The 21,677-nt window shown below is 73.9% G+C and carries 21 protein-coding genes; 9 read left to right on the top strand and 12 right to left on the bottom strand.

The annotated features are described in order from the left end of the window. Window positions 1–34 precede the first annotated feature (34 nt). Window positions 35–1,231 carry an acetoin utilization protein AcuC gene (locus tag OG556_RS20025; RefSeq protein WP_363617807.1) on the bottom strand — a complete coding sequence of 399 codons (1,197 nt, stop codon included), beginning with the start codon at window positions 1,229–1,231 and terminating at the stop codon, window positions 35–37. A 120-nt stretch (window positions 1,232–1,351) separates the two neighbouring features. Here OG556_RS20025 and OG556_RS20020 point away from each other — a divergent pair, with 120 nt between their 5' ends. Continuing rightward, on the top strand, window positions 1,352–1,867 hold the full coding sequence (locus OG556_RS20020) for a hypothetical protein (RefSeq protein ID WP_371518302.1): 516 nt from the start codon (window positions 1,352–1,354) through the stop codon (window positions 1,865–1,867). Between the two features lie 28 nt (window positions 1,868–1,895). Here OG556_RS20020 and OG556_RS20015 read toward each other — a convergent pair whose 3' ends face one another. The 3 genes from OG556_RS20015 to proC all read right to left on the bottom strand — a co-directional run bounded on the left by OG556_RS20015 (window position 1,896) and on the right by proC (window position 4,757). Continuing rightward, a complete protein-coding gene (locus tag OG556_RS20015) occupies window positions 1,896–3,092 on the bottom strand; it encodes an MFS transporter (protein ID WP_371518301.1) in 1,197 nt (398 codons plus the stop codon). A gap of 164 nt (window positions 3,093–3,256) precedes the next feature. Continuing rightward, entirely contained in the window at window positions 3,257–3,907 is a 651-nt protein-coding gene (locus OG556_RS20010) for an HAD family hydrolase (protein ID WP_371518300.1), read from the bottom strand. Window positions 3,908–3,929: 22 nt separating this feature from the next. Beyond that, window positions 3,930–4,757 carry a pyrroline-5-carboxylate reductase gene (gene proC / locus OG556_RS20005; RefSeq protein ID WP_063348845.1) on the bottom strand — a complete coding sequence of 276 codons (828 nt, stop codon included), beginning with the start codon at window positions 4,755–4,757 and terminating at the stop codon, window positions 3,930–3,932. A 165-nt stretch (window positions 4,758–4,922) separates the two neighbouring features. Between proC and OG556_RS20000 the strand changes: the two genes are divergently transcribed. Beyond that, window positions 4,923–5,372: a hypothetical protein gene (locus OG556_RS20000; protein ID WP_159398487.1), complete on the top strand. Its 450-nt coding sequence runs from the start codon at window positions 4,923–4,925 to the stop codon at window positions 5,370–5,372. Between the two features lie 132 nt (window positions 5,373–5,504). Next, the gene (locus OG556_RS19995) at window positions 5,505–6,869 is read left to right on the top strand and encodes a hypothetical protein (protein ID WP_371518298.1); all 1,365 of its coding nucleotides are present in this window, start codon (window positions 5,505–5,507) and stop codon (window positions 6,867–6,869) included. A gap of 3 nt (window positions 6,870–6,872) precedes the next feature. Here the strand turns inward: OG556_RS19995 and OG556_RS19990 are convergent, their stop codons facing one another. The 6 genes from OG556_RS19990 to OG556_RS19965 all read right to left on the bottom strand — a co-directional run bounded on the left by OG556_RS19990 (window position 6,873) and on the right by OG556_RS19965 (window position 13,658). After that, window positions 6,873–7,403 (bottom strand): hypothetical protein, encoded by a 531-nt coding sequence (locus OG556_RS19990; RefSeq protein ID WP_371518297.1) that lies wholly within the window; start codon window positions 7,401–7,403, stop codon window positions 6,873–6,875. 79 nt (window positions 7,404–7,482) lie between these two features. Beyond that, a complete protein-coding gene (gene ilvD, locus OG556_RS19985) occupies window positions 7,483–9,327 on the bottom strand; it encodes a dihydroxy-acid dehydratase (protein ID WP_371518295.1) in 1,845 nt (614 codons plus the stop codon). Between the two features lie 169 nt (window positions 9,328–9,496). Further along, a complete protein-coding gene (locus tag OG556_RS19980) occupies window positions 9,497–10,264 on the bottom strand; it encodes a class I SAM-dependent methyltransferase (RefSeq protein ID WP_371518294.1) in 768 nt (255 codons plus the stop codon). 46 nt (window positions 10,265–10,310) lie between these two features. Next, window positions 10,311–11,138, bottom strand: coding sequence for a sugar phosphate isomerase/epimerase family protein (locus tag OG556_RS19975; protein WP_371522769.1), 828 nt, complete (start codon window positions 11,136–11,138; stop codon window positions 10,311–10,313). Between the two features lie 609 nt (window positions 11,139–11,747). Continuing rightward, entirely contained in the window at window positions 11,748–12,710 is a 963-nt protein-coding gene (locus OG556_RS19970; protein ID WP_371518292.1) for a Ppx/GppA family phosphatase, read from the bottom strand. A 96-nt stretch (window positions 12,711–12,806) separates the two neighbouring features. Continuing rightward, window positions 12,807–13,658, bottom strand: coding sequence for a glycerophosphodiester phosphodiesterase (locus OG556_RS19965; RefSeq protein ID WP_371518290.1), 852 nt, complete (start codon window positions 13,656–13,658; stop codon window positions 12,807–12,809). Between the two features lie 267 nt (window positions 13,659–13,925). Here OG556_RS19965 and OG556_RS19960 point away from each other — a divergent pair, with 267 nt between their 5' ends. Then, window positions 13,926–14,762, top strand: a complete 837-nt coding sequence (locus OG556_RS19960; RefSeq protein ID WP_371522767.1) for a hypothetical protein — start codon at window positions 13,926–13,928, stop codon at window positions 14,760–14,762. A gap of 49 nt (window positions 14,763–14,811) precedes the next feature. Here the strand turns inward: OG556_RS19960 and OG556_RS19955 are convergent, their stop codons facing one another. Together OG556_RS19955 and OG556_RS19950 are read right to left on the bottom strand one after the other, a co-directional pair. Next, on the bottom strand, window positions 14,812–15,981 hold the full coding sequence (locus OG556_RS19955; protein WP_371518288.1) for an NADH-quinone oxidoreductase subunit D: 1,170 nt from the start codon (window positions 15,979–15,981) through the stop codon (window positions 14,812–14,814). Then, window positions 15,978–16,994 (bottom strand): SAM-dependent methyltransferase, encoded by a 1,017-nt coding sequence (locus OG556_RS19950; RefSeq protein WP_371518286.1) that lies wholly within the window; start codon window positions 16,992–16,994, stop codon window positions 15,978–15,980. The genes OG556_RS19955 and OG556_RS19950 overlap by 4 nt, the downstream gene beginning before the upstream one ends. Window positions 16,995–17,122: 128 nt before the next feature. Here OG556_RS19950 and OG556_RS19945 point away from each other — a divergent pair, with 128 nt between their 5' ends. From OG556_RS19945 to panD, 5 genes are all read left to right on the top strand, one after another. Then, window positions 17,123–18,349, top strand: a complete 1,227-nt coding sequence (locus OG556_RS19945; protein ID WP_371518285.1) for a sensor histidine kinase — start codon at window positions 17,123–17,125, stop codon at window positions 18,347–18,349. 36 nt (window positions 18,350–18,385) lie between these two features. After that, complete coding sequence (locus OG556_RS19940) at window positions 18,386–19,075, top strand: response regulator transcription factor (protein WP_350878413.1); 690 nt, start codon at window positions 18,386–18,388, stop codon at window positions 19,073–19,075. A gap of 221 nt (window positions 19,076–19,296) precedes the next feature. Next, entirely contained in the window at window positions 19,297–20,226 is a 930-nt protein-coding gene (locus tag OG556_RS19935) for a Rossmann-like and DUF2520 domain-containing protein (protein WP_371522765.1), read from the top strand. Beyond that, a complete protein-coding gene (gene panC, locus OG556_RS19930; protein ID WP_371518284.1) occupies window positions 20,226–21,131 on the top strand; it encodes a pantoate--beta-alanine ligase in 906 nt (301 codons plus the stop codon). The genes OG556_RS19935 and panC overlap by 1 nt, the downstream gene beginning before the upstream one ends. A 96-nt stretch (window positions 21,132–21,227) precedes the next feature. Further along, the gene (gene panD, locus OG556_RS19925) at window positions 21,228–21,677 is read left to right on the top strand and encodes an aspartate 1-decarboxylase (RefSeq protein ID WP_371518283.1); all 450 of its coding nucleotides are present in this window, start codon (window positions 21,228–21,230) and stop codon (window positions 21,675–21,677) included.

The raw sequence follows: 21,677 nt of genomic DNA, 5'->3' as shown, positions 1-21,677 counted from the left end.
ACGGCCCACCCGCACCTGGGCCGGGATGCCGGTCTCAGGCCAGGAGGCCGAGGTGGGGGAACACCGCGCGGCGGCTGGCGAGGATGGCCTGATCGAGTCGGTCGGCCGGATCGTAACCCGCGTCGAAGTCGCGCCAGACCGGTCGGGCGCCGTCGGTCATCCGCAGCGGGGCGGGTCGGCGGGTGCGGCGGTAGACCTCGGCGCGCCAGGACTCGGGGGTCTCGGTGGCCGGGTCGACGGGCCGTCCGGCGGCGGTGGCGACCAGGTGGGTCCAGGTGCGCGGGACGACGTCCACGACGGCGTAGCCGCCCCCGCCGGTGGCGATCCAGCGGCCGCCGGTGAGCCGGTGGGCGAGGTCGTGCAGTTCCTCGGCGATCATCCGCTGGGCGTCCAGCGTGACGGCGAGGTGGGCGAGCGGGTCCTCCAGGTGGGTGTCGGCACCGTGCTGGGTGACCAGGACCTGCGGGCGGAAGGCGGTGAGCAGTTCGGGCACCACGGCGTGGAAGGCGCGCAGCCAGCCGGCGTCGCCGGTGCCGGCCGGCAGCGGCAGGTTGGCGGCGGAGCCGGGGGCGTCCGGGCCGCCGGTCTCGGTGGGCCAGCCGGTCTGCGGGAAGAGCGTGGCGGGGTGCTCGTGGAGCGAGATCGTGAGCACCCGGGGGTCGTTCCAGAAGGCCTGCTGGACGCCGTCGCCGTGGTGGACGTCCACGTCGACGTAGGCGACCCGCTCGGCGCCGAGTTCGAGCAGCCGGGCGACGGCCAGCGCCGGGTCGTTGTAGACGCAGAAGCCGGAGGCCTTGGCGGGCATCGCGTGGTGCAGCCCGCCGGCGAAGTTCACGGCGTGCGGGGTCTCCCCGCGCCAGACCGCCTCGGCGGCGGCGACGGATTGACCGGCGATCAGCGCGGAGGCCGAATGCACTGCGGGAAAGGCCCAGTTGTCGTCGGTGCCGAGCCCGTGCCGGGGATCCGACTCGTCGGGGTGGGCGGCGGCGTATTTGACCGCCTCGACGTACTCCCGGGTGTGCACCAGCCGCAGGGTGGACTCACCGGCGGGCGGCGCGGCCCGCACCGTCACCCCGGGCCCGGTGTCCAGTCCGAGGGCCTCGACCAGGCGCATGGTGAGCGCCAGCCGGGTCGGGTCCATCGGGTGGCCGGGGCCGAAGTCGTAGGCGGTGACGGCCTCGTCCCAGAAGAGGTGCAGGCCGCAGGGGGTGTCACGCTCGGCGTCGGGCATGGCCTCCACCGTAGCGGGTGGGGGTGGCCGGGCCTTGTCCAGGGCGCGCCGGGGGCGGGGCCCGGAGCCCCGGCGGAGGCCCTACAGACAAAACCTTCACGACTTCATATCCTCTCCGCCATGAAGCCATTCAGCGCGCAACGCCTTGGGGTAATTCTCGCTGCATTACTGGGACTTGGCCTGCTCTTTGCCGCCCAGCCGGCCTCCGCCGCGGTCAGCGGCAGCTCGTTCGCCGTCGACAGGAAGACGGCGGCGGCGGGCGACCAGCTGACCCTGACGCTCTCGCTCACCAACACCGAGACCACCGACATCTACTTCGCCTACGAGTTCATCCAGCCGATCTGGCCGGCCAACCAGGAGGCCGGCGCGTTCACGGTCACCGGGTGCTCGGGCGACTCCACCGACTGCGCCTTCAACGGGAACAACGCGAACTTCCACTTCCGGGCGCCGATCGCCCCGGGTGAGACCCGCACCGTCGCGGTCACCGTCCAGATCACCTCGGCCCCGACCTGGACCGGGCCGTACACCCTGAACTGGGCACCGTACGTCTACTACGAGTACTACCAGTCGGGCGGTGGAGCCAAGGAGCAGCTGTGGGCCAACGGCCTGCCCGAGCTGGCCACCGTGATCGGCTGACCTCCCTACCCGCCCCCGCTCGCCCCCGTCACACCGTGGCGGGGGCGAGCACGGGCGCCGGCGCGAAGCGCTCGGCCAGCGGCAGGACGGCGAGCACCAGCAGCATCGGGGCGAGCAGCGCCCAGCGGTACGAACTCGCGTCGGCGATCGTCCCGACCAGCGGCGAACCGATCAGGAAACCCACGTAGTTGAAGAGGTTCAACCGGGCCACCGCGGCGTCCGAGTCGGCCGGGAACAGCCGGCCCCCGGCCGCGAACACCTGCGGGATGATGGCGCAGATGCCGAAGCCGAGCACGGTGAACCCGGCGATCCCCACCCAGGCGGCGGGCGCGGCGGCGGCCAGCGCGAAGCCGAGCGCGGCCAGCCCGGCACCGGCCCGGACCACCGGGACGGCGCCCCAGCGCTGCACCGCCCGGTCGCCCAGCGCGCGGCCCAGCAGCATCGCGACCATGTAGCCGAGGTAGGACAGCTTGGCGACGTCCGCGGCGCTGCCCAGGCCGTCGGTGAGGTACTTGACGCTGTAGTTGGAGACCGAGGCGTCCGCGATGTACGCGAAGGCCATCGCCAGGCACAGCGGCAGCAGCGGCCGCCAGGGGATGGACCGCGCGGCGGCCTCGGCGGCCTCCCGGACGGCGTCCCCGAGTTCGGCCGGCCCGGCGAACCGGGTGCCGGTCAGCAGCGCCAGCGGGGCGATCACCGCCGCGACCGTGCCGAACAGCACGGGCAGGCCGAGGTCGTAGTGCGAGCCGAGGCCGGCGAGGGCCGCCCCGAGGATGCCGCCGAGGCTGAACGCGGCGTGGAAGCCGATCATGATCGAGCGGCCGTAGCGGTGCTGCAGGCCCACCCCGAGCATGTTCATGCTCGCGTCGAGCGCGCCCACCAGCAGGCCGAACGCCCCGAGCGCGACGGCGAGTTGCCAGAGCGTGTCGCCGAGGCCGACGCCCGCGAGGCTGAGGCAGACCAGCGGCTGGACGACCCGCAGCACGGCCCGCGCGCCGGTGCGCTTCACCAACTGTTCGGAGGTGATCGAGCCGACCCCGGCCAGGACCGGCACCGCGGCCAGGAACAGCGGCAGCAGCGCGTCGCTCAGCCCGTACCGGTGCTGGATCTCCGGGATGCAGGTGACCAGCAGCGCGAAGGTGGTGCCCTGGAGCAGGAAGCTGACGGCGAGCGCGGCCCGCCCGGCGCGCAGGCCGGGCGGGATCGCGGGTGACGCGGCACTCATGGCGAACCTCGCTACTGGCCGGTACGACGATGTTGGCGAGAGCGTAGGCGGTGGACCGCGATTGCGGGAGGGGTCGCGCAGGGACTTTCCGCAGCCGGACGCAAGGGCCGGGCGCAAGGGCTGGGCCGAACCGGGCGGAGCAGAGCAGGTCGGAGCAGGGCGGGTCAGAGCAGGGCGGTGACCTCGGAGAGGTCGGCGATCAGCCCGGTGGCCCCGGCGGCGGTCAGCTTCGCCGGGTCGGTGAGCGCGGTGTAGCCGTACACGTCCATGCCCGCGGCCCGGGCCGCCAGCACGCCGTTGGGGCTGTCCTCGACGACCAGGCAGCGGGCCGGGTCGACGCCGAGGGTGCGGGCGGCGTGCAGGAAGAGGTCCGGCGCGGGCTTGCCCACGCCGACGTCCTGGGCGCTGAAGATCCGCTCCTCGGCGACGTACCCGCGCAGGCCGGTGACGTCCAGCGCGGTGCGGATCCACACGTGGTGCGCCGAGGAGGCCAGGCAGTGGGGGACGGAGCGCTGCCGCAGTTCCTTCAGCAGCTGCTCCGCACCCCGCACGGCCGTCAGCTCGGTGCCGAACGCGTCGAAGACCCGGCCGTGGAACAGCTCGTCGAAGCCCTCCGGCAGCGTCGCGCCGTCGTACCGCTCGGCGATCACGTCGTGGATCCGGTGGGCGGCGCAGCCCATGAAGTCCCGGTAGGAGTCCTCGACCGTGGTCGGGTAGCCGAGTTCGGTCAGGTACGCGGCCAGCACCCGGTTGGAGAGCGGCTCGCTGTCCACCAGGACACCGTCGTTGTCGAAGATCACCAGGTCGTAGGCCATGTCGTCGAGCCTACCCAGCCGGCTACTTCCCCCCGGAAGCGAGCTCCCGGGAACGGTCCCGCGCCGCCTCCAGGGCGCCCAGCAGCGCGGCCCGCACCCCGTGGTTCTCCAGCTCGCGGATGGCCGCGATGGTGGTGCCGGCCGGGGAGGTGACGGCCTCGCGCAGCTTCACCGGGTGCTCGCCGGAGTCGCGCAGCATCACCGAGGCGCCGATCGCGGACTGCACGATCAGGTCGTGCGCCACCTGCCGGGGCAGGCCGAGCAGGATGCCCGCGTCCGTCATCGCCTCGACCAGGAAGTAGAAGTAGGCCGGGCCGGAGCCGGAGAGCGCGGTGGCCGCGTCCTGCTGGGCCTCGGGCAGCCGCAGTGCCTTGCCGACCGAGCTGAAGATCTCCTCGGCCCGCTCCAGGTGCTCCTCGGTGGCGTGCGAGCCGCCGGAGATGACGCTCATCCCCTCGTCCACCAGGACCGGCGTGTTGGGCATCACCCGGACCACCGGGGTGCCGGCCGCCAGCCGCTCCTCGAACCAGGCGGTGGGGATGCCGGCCGCGGCCGAGATCACCAGCCGGTCCGCGCCGACGTGCGGGGCCAGCTCCTCCAGCAGGGTGCCCATGTCCTGGGGCTTGACGGCGAGGATCAGGGTGTCGGCGAGCTTGGCGGCCTCGGCGTTGGAGGCGGCCACCACGCCGTAGCGGGCGGCGAGTTCGGCGGCGCGCTCGGGGCGGCGGGCGGTCACCAGGACGTCCGCCGGGTCCTTGCCGGCCCGCAGCAGGCCGGAGAGCAGGGCCTCGCCGATCTTGCCCGTGCCCAGGAAGGCGATCTTCTGTCCGTGTGCTGCGCTGGCGCCCATGGCCGCTCCTTACCTCGGTACTGCGGCCATCCTCGCACCGCACGGGGGCACCCGCCGGGACCGTCCAGCCCGTGGTCGGCGGCGGCGGTGCGTTCGGCGTCCCTAGGGAGAATCTCGGGGGTTTCCCCTATGGCCTCCGGCGCCGCGCGGGAGCACCGTGGAGTCATGGCACACGACGAAATGTCCCGACGTGAGAACCGGCAACTCGCCGTCGCCTCGGCGACCGTGGGACCGTGGCGGACGGCCGCGGGGGTCGGTGCGGTGGTGGGTGCGACCGCCCTGGGGATCGACGCGATCTCCGGGCACTGGTCCCTGGGCATGCTGGCCGGGCCGGCCGGCTGGGCCCTGTTCTTCTTCTTCCTGGTCGGCACCGTCGGCGGGCAGCTGCGCCGCGACACCTCCGAACGGCGGCTGCGCCGCTGGGCGAACGACCACCCGTGGCAGTCGGCCCTCCCGGCGGCCGGCGGGCTGCTGGTGCTGGACATGCTGGCGCAGCTGCTGCTCGGGGACGCGGGCCTGTTCGGCGCGTTCTTCCTGGCGCTGCTGCCGGCCGGAATCCTGCTGGCCGTCGCCGGGATCGTGGGGTCGGTGAAGCAGGCCCGCACCAAGGACTGACGCCCCCGCAGGGCGCGCCGGACACGGCCGGAACGGAACAGACCGGGACGGATCGCCGCGCCCGCGCACGAGTTCACCACAAGGTGTGCCCCCGATCGACGAATCGTCACACCCCGTCGGCATACTGGCGCGATGCCGATAGCCGAAGATCCACAACCGCGCCCTGCGGAGGGCCGTGAGCCGGGCGGGTCCGACCCGTCCGGAGCGGGCGAGAAGGACCCGTTCGCAGACCTCGTCCTGGACGAGGAGTTCGTCAAGGGTGCCGCCGTCACCGAGCAGTCCGGGCGCACCCGGATGCTGGCCGCCCGATGGAAGCACACCCCGCCGGTCGACCCGGGCGGCCGCCGCTCGGTCAACGACGGACCGGCCAAGGCCGGCCGCCGGTTCGGCCGCACGCCGAAGCCCCCGGTGACCGACCCGTGGGGCAACCCGCGCCCGCGCCGCCGCCGGCTGGACTGGCGCGCGCCGCTGTACGTCGCGCTGACCATCGCGGTGCTGCTCGCGGCCCTGAACCTCGACGGGCTGCGCAGCTGGTACTCCGACCACTACGGCGGCGACTCCTCGACGGCCCACGCCCCCGTGCCCACCGTCGCCCCGGAGACGGCCAAGCCGACCGCCGCACCGCCGAAGGTCGACGAGCAGCAGCCGACCGTGGACCACCCGTGGGCCGGTTCCGTCGCCGAGGGCTGGCCGAACGGCGCCGAGGCCCTCGTCCTGCCCGACGCCCAGGCCACCGGCGCGTTCTCCGCCGAACAGGTGGGCGCCCAGCTGCAGTTGGTCAAGGACTACCTGACCGCCGCCAACCTGGACCCGCAGGTGATCGCGGGCGGCCGGCCGGAAGCCGCCCTGGCGCTGCTGGACCGGGAGGACCGGGACCGCGCGATCAACGCGCTGGCGAACCCCTCCAAGGACACCGACCCGACCACCTGGTTCAGCCGCTTCGACCAGCGCGAGGCCGTCCAGGTGGGCGACACGGTCAAGGTGCAGGGCCGGATCACCTTCGAGGGCGACGGGGACAAGGGCCTCCTCGTCCACGCCGACTTCAGCTACGTGTACGCGATGCGCCCCGGCCCGGACGCCGCCAAGCGCGCCGCGTCACCCCAGCCGCCGACGGGCGGGCAGCCGCCGACGAAGCCGGCCGCGCCGAAGGACGGCACGGCCAAGCCGGTGGGTCTGCTGGTGCCGGCGGCCGACGTGACCGGGGACACCTGGACCACGCGCACGATCGTGCGCCGGGTCGACAACTTCCGCTTCTACGACCCGGCCCGCTACCGGATCAACCCGAAGAAGCTCGTGTTCGGCGAGGGCGGCGGGTCGGAGTCCGCCAACTCGTCCTGCGACGTCTACGACGGCTACTACCACCCGCAGTTCGACCAGTTCGCGGCGCAGTCGCCGGACACCCCGGGCAGCCGCCCGACCGGCCCCACGACCGACCCGTACGACCGCCGCAACGACCTGTCGACCCGCGACGAGTGCGGCGCGGCCAGCCGCCTCTGAGGCTCAGCCCCGGCGCTTGCCCCGGCCCGGCGCCTTGGCGCCGGGCCGTCCGCTGCGGCCCGCCTGGCGCTTCTCGTACTGGGCGACGGCCCGCTCGTACGAGGCGCGCCTGACCGCCTCGCCGGGGGCCTCGACCAGGCTGCGGGCGAAGTAGGCGGCCAGGCTGCCGGCGCCGCCGATGAGCCAGACCGCGCCGAGCGACTTGTCCTCGGCCATCCAGCCGCTCAGCTGGTCCTTGCCCTCGGTGAGGACCTTCCAGGTGCGCATGACGCACATCATCGAGCAGACCGCGATCGCGGCCGTCAGCAGCCCGTTCAGGAAGCCGCCGCCATCGGACAGGGCGACGCCCTCGACGCCGAAGCGCAGCAGCAGGACGGAGGCGGCGGTCGTGACCAGCGCGCCGGCCGACACCGCGACGCGGCGCAGCCAGTAGCCGTTGTCCCGGTTCACCCAGCTGGTGCCGAACCAGCGGATCGGCTCCGGCTCGGGGGCGCCGGCGGGCTTGGGTGCGGGGGTGGGGGGCTGCTCGCTCACGGGGTCGATTATCACCCAACGCGCGAGGAGCCGCCCCGGCCTGCGGGACGGCTCCTGCGGTACTGCGGTGCTGCGGGGCTCAGCCGAGCTTGGTGACGTCGCGGACGGCGCCCTTGTCGGCGGAGGTGGCCATCGCGGCGTAGGCGCGCAGGGCCTGGCTGACCTGGCGGTCACGGTTCTTCGGGCGGTAGCCGCCCGCGGCCTCCAGGGCGCGGCGGCGCTCGGCCAGGACCTCGTCGGGCACCTCCAGGGAGATGCTCCGGCCCGGGATGTCGATGGCGATGATGTCGCCGTCCTCGACCAGGGCGATGGTGCCGCCGGAGGCGGCCTCCGGGGAGGCGTGGCCGATGGACAGGCCGGAGGTGCCCCCGGAGAAGCGGCCGTCGGTGACCAGCGCGCAGGCCTTGCCGAGGCCGCGGCCCTTGAGGAAGGACGTCGGGTAGAGCATCTCCTGCATGCCCGGGCCGCCCTTGGGGCCCTCGTAGCGGATGACGACGACGTCGCCCTCCTTGACCCGCTTGGCGAGGATCGCCTCGACGGCGTCGTCCTGGGACTCGACGACCACGGCCGGGCCGCTGAAGGTCCAGATCGACTCGTCGACGCCGGCGGTCTTCACGATGCAGCCGTCCTCGGCGAGGTTGCCGTGCAGGACGGCGAGGCCGCCCTCGACCGAGTAGGCGTGCTCGACGCTGCGGATGCAGCCCTTGGCGGCGTCGGTGTCCAGCGACTCCCAGCGCTCCGACTGCGAGAAGGCCTCGGCGGAGCGGACGCAGCCGGGGGCGGCGTGCCACAGTTCGACGGCCTCGGCGGAGGGCGAACCGCCGCGCACGTCCCAGGTCTTGAGCCACTCGGCGAGCGAGTCGGAGTGGACGGTGTGGACGTCCTCGTGGAGCATTCCGCCGCGGTACAGCTCGCCGAGGATGGCGGGGATGCCGCCGGCCCGGTGCACGTCCTCCATGTAGTACGAGCCGTTGGGCGCGACCTTGGACAGGCAGGGGACCCGGCGGGAGACGGCGTCGATGGCCCGCAGGTCGAAGTCCAGCTCGGCCTCCTGGGCGGCGGCGAGCAGGTGCAGGATGGTGTTGGTCGAGCCGCCCATGGCGATGTCCAGGGCCATGGCGTTCTCGAAGGCGGCGCGGGTGGCGATCGCGCGGGGCAGCACCGAGGCGTCGTCCTGGCCGTAGTGGCGGTCGGCGATCTCGACGACCGTCCGCCCGGCCCGCTCGTACAGGTCCTTGCGGGCGGTGTGGGTGGCGAGGACGGAGCCGTTGCCGGGCAGCGAGAGGCCGATGGCCTCGGTGAGGCAGTTCATCGAGTTGGCGGTGAACATGCCGGAGCACGAGCCGCAGGTGGGGCAGGCGTTCTCCTCGATGATCGCGATGTCCTCGTCGGAGACGTTCTCGTTGGCCGCCTGGGAGATCGCGTCGATCAGGTCGAGCCTGCGCACGGTGCCGTCGACGAGGGTGGCCTTGCCGGCCTCCATCGGGCCGCCGGAGACGAAGACGGTCGGGATGTTCAGGCGCAGCGCGGCCATCAGCATGCCCGGGGTGATCTTGTCGCAGTTGGAGATGCAGATCAGCGCGTCGGCGCAGTGCGCGTTGACCATGTACTCGACCGAGTCGGCGATCAGGTCGCGCGAGGGCAGCGAGTAGAGCATGCCGCCGTGGCCCATCGCGATGCCGTCGTCCACGGCGATGGTGTTGAACTCGCGCGGGATGCCGCCCGCCTGCTTGATCGCCTCGGAGACGATCCGGCCGACCGGCTGGAGGTGGGTGTGGCCCGGGACGAACTCGGTGAAGGAGTTGGCGACCGCGATGATCGGCTTGCCGAAGTCCTCGCGGGCTACGCCGGCGGCCCGGAGAAGCGCCCGGGCGCCTGCCATGTTGCGACCGTGGGTGACCGTACGGGACCTCAGCTCGGGCACTGTGCTCCACTCCTTCGGGGCTCTCGCCGGCGCCCCGCCGGTAGGAGGATGCGGGGGCCGCTGTGGCTACCGAGCCTACGCCCGCCGTCCAGGCGGCGGACGGCCCGTCCGCGATGCGGTCACGCGGGCGGGCCGTCCGGGCGGGGTGCGGGTCAGGCCGGGGTGTGGGTCAGGCCGGGGTGATGCCCACCGCCAGTTCCAGGACGTAGGGCTCGACCACCCAGCCGTCCGGGAACTCGGCGGTCATCGCCCGCCGCTCGACGGCCAGCACCGGTTCGCGCTCGGCCGGGGAGAGCGAGGCCACGAACGAGCGGGAGACCAGGTCGTCGAGCACCTGGTCGACGGTGATCCGCCGCTCCCAGCGCAGCACCGCGCGTTCGACCCTCAGCCCGGCCGGGGCGAGCAGGGCGATGAACTCGGCGGTCCGGCCGTAGCCGTGGTAGTTGGGCAGCGCGGCACTCAGCCGCTCCGCCCGGGCCCGGACCCAGGGCACGGTCTCGTCGTGCACGTTCCACCAGACGGCGAGGGCGCCGCCGGGCCGCAGCACCCGGATCGCCTCGGGGATGGCCCGTTCGGTGCGGGTCCAGTGGAAGGACTGGGCGTAGCTGATCAGATCCGCGGAGTCGTCGTGGAACGGCAGTTCGTCACCGCCGGCCCTGACCAGCGGCAGGCCCGGAGAGGAGGCCAGGAACTGGGCGGCCATGCCCGCGTTGGGCTCCACCGCGACGACGTCGGCGCCGCGCGCGACCAGCAGCCGGGTGGCGATGCCGGTGCCGGCGCCGACGTCCAGCACCCGGGCCCCCTTGAGGCGGCGACCGGACAACCGCTCCAGTGCCTCGAACAGCCCGTCCGGGTAGCCGGGGCGGGCCCGGTCGTACTCGGCGGCGACCCCGCCGAAGCTCTGGGCGATCTCCCGGAAGTCCTGTTGATCCGTCATTTCTCCCCTTGCGCAAGGAAGTTCGCACCCAGCCGGGCGCGTTTCCTCAGCGTACGCGCGAGGGGGTGGCCAGGTGCAAGCGGGTGAAGGCGAGGGCCTCGGCGAGGTCGGCCTCGCGTTCGGCGGGGGACGCGGAGCGGCGGGTGTTGACCTCCAGCACCACGTGGCCGTCGAAACCGGTACGGGCCAGGTGCTCCAGCAGTTCGGCGCAGGGCTGCTTGCCGCGGCCCGGGATCAGGTGCTCGTCCTTGCCGGAGCCGCTGCCGTCGGCGAGGTGGATGTGGGCGAGCCGGTCGCCCATCCGCTCGACCATGGCGAACGCGTCGATCCGGGAGGTGGCGACGTGCGAGAGGTCGATGGTGAAGTGCCGGTACTCCTCGTCGGTGACGTCCCAGCCCGGGGCGTAGGCCAGCACCTCGCGGTCGCGGTAGCGCCACGGGTACATGTTCTCCACCGCGAAGCGGACGTCGGTCTCGCCCGCCATCCGGTTGATGCCCGTCACGAAGTCCCGGGCGTACTGGCGCTGCCAGCGGAACGGCGGGTGGACCACGACGGCGCTCGCGCCGAGCTTCTCGGCCGCCGCCCGGGCCCGGACCAGCTTGGTCCACGGGTCGGTGGTCCACACCCGCTGGGTGATCAGCAGGCAGGGCGCGTGCACGGCCAGGATCGGCATCTGATGGGCGTCGGAGAGACGGCGCAGGGCCTCGACGTCCTGGCTGACCGGGTCGTTCCAGACCATCACCTCGACCCCGTCGTAGCCGAGCTTGGCGGCCAGCTCGAAGGCGACGGCGGTACTCGCCGGGTACACCGACGCGGTGGACAGGACCACCTTGGTGTCGGGGATGTGCAGGGCCGGGTGCGAGGGCAGCACCAGCCGGTCGGTGGTGCGCAGCAGCGGCGGGCGGGCGGCGTCGCGCCGGGCGGCCTTGACCGAGCGCACCGACTGGACGGCGGCCTTGGCGGCGCCGGCGGCCCGGGCGGTGCGGGTCTCCCGGGGGGCGGCGGTCGCGGCGGCCTTCCGCGTCCCCGCGGACTTCCGCGCCTCGGGCTTCGTCCCGGCGGGCTTGCTCGCTTCGGACTTCGTCCCGACAGGCTTCGCCCCCGCGGGTTTCGTCCCGGACGCGCCTCCCGCAGGCTGCTTCGGCTCCGCCGCGGACGGCTTCTCGGCGGCCTTGCGCGCCGTGCTCTTGCGCCCGGTGCGCCGGGCCGCCTCGACGGCCTTCGCGGCCTTCGCCCCGGTGGCGCCCTTGACGGCCTTGCCGAGTTTGCGGCGCGGGCCGTCTGGCCGCGGCTGCCCGTCCCCGGGAGCGCGGCCCTCCCGCGTCCCGTCCTCGCCCGCTGGTTGCGCCACGGGAGACAGCGTAAGCGGACCGCGCTCCGAACGGGACCGGATCCCCGGCCGGCCCCGGCGGGAGCCGCCGGACGGGCCACGGGGCCGACGGTGTGGCGCCCTGCGGCGCGAGGGCCCTACGGGGTGAGGGCCCTACGGGGTGAGGGCCGGGCGGCGACGGTCGGCCGAGCCGTCCATGGCGTCCAGGCGGCGCAGGATGATGCCCTCGCGCAGCGCCCACGGGCAGACGTCCAGCTCGTCGAGGCCGAACAGGTCCATCGCGGCGTCCGCGACCAGCGCCCCGGCCAGCAGCTGCTTGGCGCGGCCCTCGGAGACGCCGGGGATCCGCGACCGCTCCTCGACGGTCATCGAGGACAGCCGCGGCAGCCAGGCGGACAGCCCGCTGCGGGTGAGCCGGCGGTCGGCGTACGGGCCGGCGTCGGCGGGGGCGGCGCCGGTCATCCGGGCCAGCTGCTTGAAGGTCTTGGAGGTGGCGACGGCGTGCTGCGGCGCGCCGAGCCGGGCGACCTCGCCCACGACGGTGGCCATCTCGGCCCGGATGTGGCGTCTCAGCCCGCGCAGCCCGTCCGGGTCGGCGACGTCGCCGGGCAGCCAGCGGGCGGTGAGCCGGCCGGCGCCCAGCGGCAGCGAGCAGGCGACGTCGGGCTGCTCGTCCAGGCCGCAGGCGATCTCCAGCGAGCCGCCGCCGATGTCCAGGTTGAGCAGTCGGCCCGAGGACCAGCCGAACCAGCGCCGGACGGCCAGGAACGTGAGCCGGGCCTCGTCCTGCCCGGACAGCACCTGCAGCTCCACCCCGGTCTCGGTGGCGACCCGGCGCAGCACCTCCTCGCCGTTGGCGGCCTCCCGGACGGCGGAGGTGGCGAACGGCAGGATGTCGACGACGCCCTTGTCCTCCGCGACCCGCAGCGACGAGGCGATGTGGCCGACCAGCCGCTCGACGCCGGCCTCGCTTATCGCGCCGTCGTCGTCGAGCAGTTCGGCCAGCCGCAGTTCGGCCTTGTGCGAGTACGCGGGCAGCGGGGCGGCACCCGGATGGGCGTCCACCACGAGGAAGTGGACGGTGTTGGAACCTACGTCGAGTACACCGAGTCGCATAACTCTCCACGCTACGCGATCCGGCCCCGGGCGAAACCGGTCTCGACCGTCTTCACACCGGCCCCGGCCGTACCTGGCCTCCGGCGGCCGGACGCGTCAGTGGCCGCGCGGTCCGGCCCGGCGCTCGGGGCGGCAGTTGGTGTCCACCCAGCGGCGGGCCCGGCCCGGGGTGTCGGTGATCAGGCCGTCGGCGTCCCGGGCCGACATCAGCTGCCAGGACTCCTCGTCGTCGAGCGTCCAGACGTACACCTCGCGGCCCGCCCTGCGCTCGGCGGCGATCCGGGAGGCGCTGGCCAGCGCCGCGTCCAGGGCGATGCCGCGCAGCGGCAGGTCACCCGGGTCCTCGGCGATCGCGGAGCCCTGGATCAGCACGACCGGCAGGGCGGGCGCGGCGGCGTGGGCCTGGCGCAGGTGCTCCGCCGAGAACGAGTAGAGGACGACCCGGGCACCGCTGCCGGCGGCGATCCGGGCGATCCGGGTGACGTCCTCGGCGCGCTGCCACTTGATCTCCATCAGCAGGGTGGCGTTGCTGTCGGAGAGGCGTTTGAGCAGTTCCTGGAGGGTGGGGACGGGCTCGGTGGGGCCGGGGCCGACGGTCACCCGCAGGGCGGCGATCTGGGCGGCGGTGAGGTCGGCGATGGCGCCCTTGCCGTTGGTGGTGCGGTCCACCGTGGGGTCGTGCATCAGCACCGGGACGCCGTCCCTGGTGGTCTGGACGTCGGTCTCCAGCCAGTCGGCGCCCTGGTCGAGGGCGGTCTCGAAGGAGGCCATGGTGTTCTCGGGGGCGCTGCGCGGGGCGCCCCGGTGGCCGATCACCACCGGGGCGTCGCACAGCGGAGCGGCGGCGGCCGACCGGGCCCGCAGTGCGGGCGCGGAGGCGCACCCGGCGGCCAGGACCGCGAGGGCGGCGAGGACGGCCGTCTGGGCGGCGCGGGGCGAGGCGGTCACGGCTCGGTGCTCCAGTGGTGATCCGGGGTGTTCCAGGGCATCCAATACGGGTCAACGCGAGATCATCAAACTGATCTGACAACCCGACAGTGCCGCGCGGTTCCCTCCAGCCTGCGGTCGGCCGGCCGCCACCGGCGCCGCGGCGCACCCCGGATCACCCGGACGGGTCCGGGCAGGCCGGCCCGAAGGCTCTACCCTTGCCGGGTGGCACCAGCAGAAACGTCCAAGAAGAAGTCCAAGGCCTCCCCCGCCCCCGTCGACCTGGCGATGCCGACCCTGCGCGGCGAGGCCCCGCTCGGCGGCATCCCCCGTGACGAGGTCCCGCTCGACTTCCCGCGCGCCTGGGTCGAGTTCGCCGACCCCGACGACGAGGAGCAGGTGTTCCGCTGCGACCTCACCTGGCTGACCTCCCGCTGGGGCTGCGTCTTCGGCCAGGGCTGCCACGGCATCCGCGAGGGCCGCGGCGAGTCGGACGGCTGCTGCACGCTGGGCGCGCACTACTCGGACGAGGACGACGAGAAGCGCGTCCTCGGCCACGCGAAGCGGCTGACGCCCGAGCTGTGGGAGAACTTCGCGCACGGCACCGACGCCGCTGGCCGGATCAGGTCCGACGGCGGCATCACCATGCTCGACGAGGACGGCGACCGCCAGACCCGCCGGGTGAACGGGGCCTGCATCTTCGTGAACAGCCCCGGCTTCGCGGGCGGCGCCGGCTGCGCGCTGCACGCGCTGGCGCTCAAGGAGGGCCGGGAGCCGCTGGAGACGAAGCCGGACGTCTGCTGGCAGCTGCCGGTCCGCCGCACCTACGACTGGATCGACCGGCCGGACGACACCCGCTACCTCCAGGTCTCGATCGGCGAGTACGACCGCCGCGGCTGGGGCCCGGGCGGCCACGACCTGCACTGGTGGTGCACCGGCAGCCCGGCGGCGCACCAGGGGCCGGACCCGGTGTACGTCAGCTACCGCCCCGAGCTGACCGAGCTGATGGGCAAGGCGGCGTACGACGTGCTGGCCGGCCTGTGCGCGGAGCGGATCGCCACCAAGGGTGACCGCAAGGTGGCCCCGCACCCGGCCGACCCGGTCAAGCGGCCGAAGAAGGGCTGAGCCCGGGAAGCACCGGCCTGCGCAGGCCCGGCCCGCGAAGGGCCGGGCCCTACTTGTCGATGTCCCCGACGACGAAGAACATCGACCCGAGGATCGCCACCATGTCCGCGACCAGCGTCCCGGGCAGCAGCTCGGTCAGCGCCTGGACGTTGTTGAAGGACGCCGAGCGCAGCTTGAGCCGCCACGGCGTCTTGTCGCCGCGCGAGACCAGGTAGTAGCCGTTGATGCCGAGCGGGTTCTCGGTCCAGGAGTAGGTGCTGCCCTCGGGGGCCTTGAGCACCTTGGGCAGCCGCTGGTTGACCGGGCCGGGCGGCAGGGTGGCGATCTTGTCGAGGCAGGCGTCGGCGAGGTCCAGCGAGTTGAGGGTCTGCTCCAGCAGGCACTCGAACCGGGCCAGGCAGTCGCCCTCCTCGCGGGTGACCACGGTGAGCACCTGCCGCAGCTCGTCGGAGCCGTACGCGAGGTAGGGCTCGTCGCGGCGCAGGTCGAAGTCGAGGCCGCTGGCACGGGCGATCGGGCCGCTGACGCCGTACGCCTCGGCCTGGGCCCGGGTGAGGGTGCCGACGCCGGCGGTGCGGGCACGGAAGATCTCGTTGCCGAGGACGAGGTCCTCGAAGACCGGCAGCTGGGAGCGGACGGTGGCGACGGCGGTGCGGACGCGGCCGAGCCAGCCGGCCGGGATGTCCTCCTTGAGGCCGCCGACCCGGTTGAACATGTAGTGCATGCGCCCGCCGGAGGCCTCCTCCAGGACGTGCTGGAGGTCCTCGCGGCCGGTGAAGGCGTGGAAGATCGGGGTGATGCCGCCGAGTTCCAGCGGGTAGGAGCCGAGGAACATCAGGTGGTTGAGCACCCGGTTGAGCTCGGCGAGCAGGGTACGGATCCACACCGCCCGCTCGGGGACCTCCATGCCGAGCATCCGCTCGACGCCCAGGACGACACCGAGCTCGTTGCCGAAGGCGGAGAGCCAGTCGTGCCGGTTGGCCAGCATGATGATCTGCCGGTAGTCGCGGGCCTCGAACAGCTTCTCCGCGCCCCGGTGCATGTAGCCGATCACCGGCTCGGCGGTGATGATCCGCTCGCCGTCGAGCACCAGCCGCAGTCGCAGCACGCCGTGCGTGGCGGGGTGCTGCGGGCCGATGTTGAGCACCATGTCGGTGGTGCCCGCCTCGCCGGTGAAGTTCTCGGCTCCCGCCCCGATGCCGACCGTGGTCTCCCTCATGAGGTCAGAGTCTGCCACCCCGGGAGGGCGGCCAGGGCCTCCGGTACCGGCATGCGGACGGCCTGGGCGAGCCAGCCGAAGGCGCCGAGCCCGGCCGGGTCGGTCAGTTCGGCGCCCTCGCCGGCCCCGCCGAGCGCCCGCAGGTAGCCGACCGGGTCGGTGGAGGCGAGCGCGAGCGGCGGCCGGGCGCCGCTCACGCCGAGGGCGCGCAGGGCGTCCCGCTGGGTTGTCCACAGGCTGTGGAGACCGGGTGCGGCGATGGAGTCCAGGGCGACGTGCGCGGTGACGTCGCAGGAGCCGTCCGGCACCGGCGCCACCTCGCGGCCGCCCCGGAAGCCGGTGAGGGTGCCGAACAGCGGGCGCCGGTCGGCGGTGTGCCCGTAGTCGACGGCGACGGCCAGGCCGCGCTCCAGCCCGGCGACGGCCCGCGCCCAGGCGGCGTCCCGGGGGCCGCCGAGCTCCACGAAGTCCCCGGGGTGCCCGACCGGCCACCAGCGCTCGGCCCAGGCCGCGTCGGCCGCCGAGACGGGCCCGCCGAGCCGCTCCCCGCCGGTCTCGGTGTCCACCTCCCGGTAGCGCAGCACCCCGTCCTCGTCGACCTCGCCGACGTCCAGCGGCACGTTGTCCAGCCATTCGTTGGCGAACAGCAGCCCGGTGAGGCCGCGCGGCACCTCGTCCGTCCACAGGGCTGTGGACGGCAGACCCGCCGGGCGCCCCGCGATCTCCACGCCGTACGGGCGCAGCCGCGCCAGCACCTCGCCGGGCAGTTCAGCCAGCACCCCGGTGAGCAGTTCGCCGCGTCCGGCCCCGACGTCGACGAGGGCCAGCTCCTCCGGACGGCCCAGGGCGGCGTCAACCTCCAGTAGTAGCCGGGCCACCGCGCGGGCGAACCGCGGCGAGGCGTGCACCGAGGTGCGGAAGTGCCCGGCGGGGCCCTCCGGCCTGCGGTAGAAGCCGCCGTCCGGGTCGTACAGGGCCTGCTCCATGGCGGGCGCCCACCGCATCCAAGTCATAGCGCGGGACGCTACCCGGAGCCGTCCGCGCCCTCCCCACCGGTACGGTGCGTCTCCGACCTACGGAGTAGGACGGATCGCCCTACCGGCGGACCTGAACACGCCAGGTGACTGCCTAGGCTGGAGACGTGCATCGACTCAACGCCTGGCTCCGCCGTCACCCCGTGGTGGTCGACGCCGCCTGGGCGGCGGCGGTGCTCTTCCTCGGCCTGCTGCCGAACGACAGTTTCAGCGACGGCTGGCGCTTCGACGCACAGGTCCTGATCGCGGTGCTGCTGCCCGCGCTCATGGTCTTCCGCCGACGCTTCCCCGACGTCACCGTGGCGGCCGCCACCGGCCTGGGCCTCGGCCAGGTGGCCGCCGACGTCCTCCCGGCCGCCTCCTCCATCGCCTACCTGGTGTTCGCGTACACCGGCGCCGCCTTCGGCCAGAAGTGGACGTCCCGGCTGGCGCTGGTCGCCGGGCTGGCCGCCGGGCCCCTGGTGTTCTGGCAGGTCCACCCGCTGAAGACGGTCTCCAACGGCGCCGGGGACTTCCACACCCGCCCGTACTCCTTCGGCGAGGCGGCGCTGATCACCCTGCTGATGAGCACCCCGTTCATCCTGTGCTGGGCGTGGGGGCGGCTGACCAGGGTGCGCCGGGCCTACCTGACCGAGCTGGAGGACCGCGCCGCCCGGCTGGAGCGCGAGCGGGACGCCCAGTCCAAGGTGGCGGTGGCCGCCGAGCGCGCCCGGATCGCCCGCGAGCTGCACGACGTGGTCGCGCACAACGTCTCGGTGATGATCGTCCAGGCCGACGGCGCCGCGTACGTGCTCGACAACTCGCCGCAGCAGGCGAAGGAGGCGCTCGGCACGATCGCGTCCACCGGTCGGCAGGCGCTGGTCGAGATGCGACGCCTGCTGGGCGTGCTGCGCACCGCCGACACCGCCGAGGAGTACGTGCCGCAGCCGGGCGTCGAGGAACTGCCGGAGCTGCTGGAGCAGGTCCGCACGGCCGGGCTGCAGGTGGACTACGCGACCTCCGGGCATCCGCGCGAACTGCCGCGCGGCGTCGAGCTGACGGTCTACCGGATCGTCCAGGAGGCGCTGACCAACGTCCGCAAGCACGGCGGCCCCGACGTGCACGCCCGGGTCGCGGTCGACTTCGGCGAGCGCGAGCTGGCCGTCCTGGTCGAGGACGACGGCCGCGGCAGCACCGACGAGCACCTGGCCACCGGCGGCACGGACGGCCTCGGCCACGGCCTGATCGGCATGCGCGAGCGGGTCGGCATGGTCAGCGGCAGCCTCGACGTGGGCCCCCGCCCCGGCGGCGGCTTCCGGATCCGCGCCATCCTGCCGCTCAAGGCGGCCCACTAACCCCCGGTCCCCCCGACGCCCCCTGAAGGAGCCACCTTGACCATCCGCGTGATGCTCGTCGACGACCAGGAACTGCTGCGCACCGGTTTCCGGATGATCCTGCAGTCGCAGGGCGACATCGAGATCGTCGCCGAGGCCGGCGACGGCGCCCGGGCCCTGGAGCAGCTGCGGCACACCGAGGTGGACGTGATCCTGATGGACGTGCGGATGCCGCGCCTGGACGGGGTGCAGACCACCCGCCGGATCTGCCTGGCCGAGGACGGCAGCCCCGTGCCCAACGCCCCGCACGTGCTCATCCTGACCACCTTCGACCTGGACGAGTACGCCTTCGCCGCGCTCAAGGCCGGCGCCAGCGGCTTCCTGCTCAAGGACGTCCCGCCGACCGAGCTGGTGGCCGCGATCCGCGCGGTGCACGGCGGGGACGCGGTGGTCGCGCCGACCACCACCCGCCGCATGATCGACCGCTTCGCCGAGGTGCTGCCGACCCCGCAGAGCGCGCCCGGTGCGGACGCCCTCGGGCCGCTGACCGAGCGGGAGCGGGAGGTGTTCCTACTGGTCGCCCAGGGGCTGTCGAACGGCGAGATCGCGGCCCGGCTGGTGCTCTCCGAGGCCACCGTGAAGACCCACGTCGGCCGGATCCTGGCCAAGCTCGGCCTGCGCGACCGGGTCCAGGCCGTGGTGCTCGCCTACGAGGCCGGGCTGATCCGGGCCGGGGCGACGGACTGAGCGCCCCGGGGCATCCCCGCGCATCCCCGGGCATCCCGTGGAGCACCCCGTGGAGGACCGGCCGAGCGCCCGTAGAATGGGCCGGTACGTCCGGTACCCGAAGAGGACCGGAACGAGGAGCTAAGGACGAGGGCCGGGCCGTGAACACGTCCGACAGTGCCGACCACGCCGCCGACGGCGGGTTCGCCCCGCTCGCCGACGGCTTCGGCGATCCGCGCCACCTGAACGACCCGAGCCACCCGGGCCACCCCGACGACCCGACCGACCCCGGCAACCGCCCGGCCCGGCTGGCCGTCGGCGTGGTCGGCACCGGCCGGGTCGGCCCGGCGCTGGGCGCCGCCCTGCAGCTCGCCGGGCACACCGTGGTCGCCGCCTCCGGGGTGTCCGCCACCTCCCGCCGCCGCGCCGAGGCACTGCTGCCCGGGGTGCGGATCGTCACCCCGCCGCAGGTGCTGGCCGCCGCCGACCTGGTACTGCTCACCGTGCCGGACGACACGCTGGCCGACCTGGTGGCCGGCCTCGTCGCGACCGGCGCCGTCCGCCCCGGGCAGCTGCTGGTGCACACCTCCGGCGCGCACGGCGTCGGCATCCTGGAGCCCGCCACCCTGGCCGGGGCGCTGCCGCTGGCCCTGCACCCGGCGATGACCTTCACCGGCACCTCCGTCGACCTGGACCGGCTGGCCGGCTGCCCGTTCGGGGTGACCGCCCCCGAGGAGCTGCGGCCGGTCGCCGAGGCGCTGGTGGTGGAGATGGGCGGCGAGCCGGAGTGGGTGCCTGAGCAGGTCCGCCCGCTCTACCACACGGCCCTCGCGCACGGCGCGAACCACCTGGTCACCCTGGTCGCGCAGGCGATGGACCTGCTGCGCACGGCCGGCGTCGCCGAGCCCGGCCGACTGCTCGGCCCGCTGCTCGGCGCAGCCCTGGACAACAGCCTGCGCTCCGGCGACGCGGCCCTCACCGGCCCGGTCGCCCGGGGCGACGCGGGCACCGTGCGGCGCCACCTGGCGCAGCTCAGTACGGTGTCCCCGGACATCCCGGCGGCCTACCGGGCGATGGCCCGCGCCACCGCGCAGCGGGCGCTCGCCAACGGGACGATCGACGAAGCGTCGGCGGCGGCGCTGCTGGACGTACTGAACGAGGAGAATCGCTAATGGCACGCGGAAAGCAGCCGGTCAGGACCCAGCGGGCGCCGAAGGTCCACCGGGCCGTCGTCACCCGCACCGTGGACGACTTCGAGGCCGCGTTCTGGCCGGACGAGCGCCCGGTCGACAACGCCGTCGTGATGACCATGGGCGCGCTGCACGAGGGCCACGCCGCGCTGATCCGGGCCGCCCGCAAGCAGGTCGGCCAGGAGGGCCGGGTGGCGGTGACGGTCTTCGTCAACCCGCTGCAGTTCGGCCCGGCCGAGGACCTGGAGCGCTACCCGCGCAGCCTGGACGAGGACGTGAAGCTGGCCGAGGAGAACGGCGCCGACGTGGTGTTCGCGCCCTCCGTCGACGAGGTGTACCCGAACGGCCAGCCGCAGGTGCGCCTGTCGGCCGGCCCGATGGGCGAGCGCTTCGAGGGCGCCACCCGCCCCGGCCACTTCGACGGCGTGCTGACCGTCGTCGCCAAGCTGCTGCACATCACCGACCCGGACTTCGCGTTCTTCGGCGAGAAGGACGCGCAGCAGCTCGCGATCATCCAGCGGATGGTCGCCGACCTGGACTTCGACGTCGAGGTGGTCGGGGTGCCGACCGCCCGCGAGGAGGACGGGCTGGCGCGCTCCTCGCGCAACCGCTACCTCTCCGCCGACGAGCGCGAGCAGGCCCTCGCCCTCTCCAAGGCGCTGTTCGCCGGCCGGGACGCCGCCGCCCAGGGCCCGAAGGCCGTCCGCGAGGCCGCCTCGGCCGTCCTGGACGCGGCCGAAGGCATCACCCTCGACTACCTCGCCCTGATCGACCCGCACGACTTCAGCGAAGCGGCGGACGACTTCCAGGGCGCGGCGGTGCTGGCCGTCGCCGCGAAGGTGGGTTCCACCCGCCTGATCGACAACGTCCACGTCATCTGCCGCTAGGCCCTGTCCGGCCCCAGGCAGCCGGCCACCCAGCACGGAACCGTTCGGCAAGAGCTCCCCCCTTCAGGCATGCACTCACAGGAGGCGTGACCCGCAATGCTCCGCACCATGCTCAAGTCCAAGATCCACCGGGCCACCGTGACCCAGGCCGACCTGCACTACGTCGGCTCCGTCACGGTGGACGAGGACCTGCTCGACGCCGCCGACCTGCTCCCCGGCGAGCTGGTCCACATCGTCGACATCAACAACGGGGCCCGGCTGGAGACCTACACCATCGCCGGCCCGCGCGGCTCCGGCGTGATCGGCATCAACGGCGCCGCCGCCCGCCTGGTCCACCCCGGCGACCTGGTCATACTCATCGCCTACGGGCAGATGGACACCGCCGAGGCCAAGGGCTACGAACCGAGCATCGTCTTCGTGGACGAGCGGAACCGGATCACCGGCCTGGGCGGCGACCCCGCCGAGGCCCCGGAGGGCACCGGACTGCTCCGCGGCGACGAGGCGTACGGTGACGGCAACGGCGCGGCCCCGACCGCCGCGCGCTGA

The organism is Kitasatospora sp. NBC_01300 (genome assembly GCF_041435235.1).
Lineage (GTDB): Bacteria > Actinomycetota > Actinomycetes > Streptomycetales > Streptomycetaceae > Kitasatospora.
Note: the sequence above shows the minus strand (reverse complement) of the source record. Positions and strands in the feature narration are given on the sequence as shown.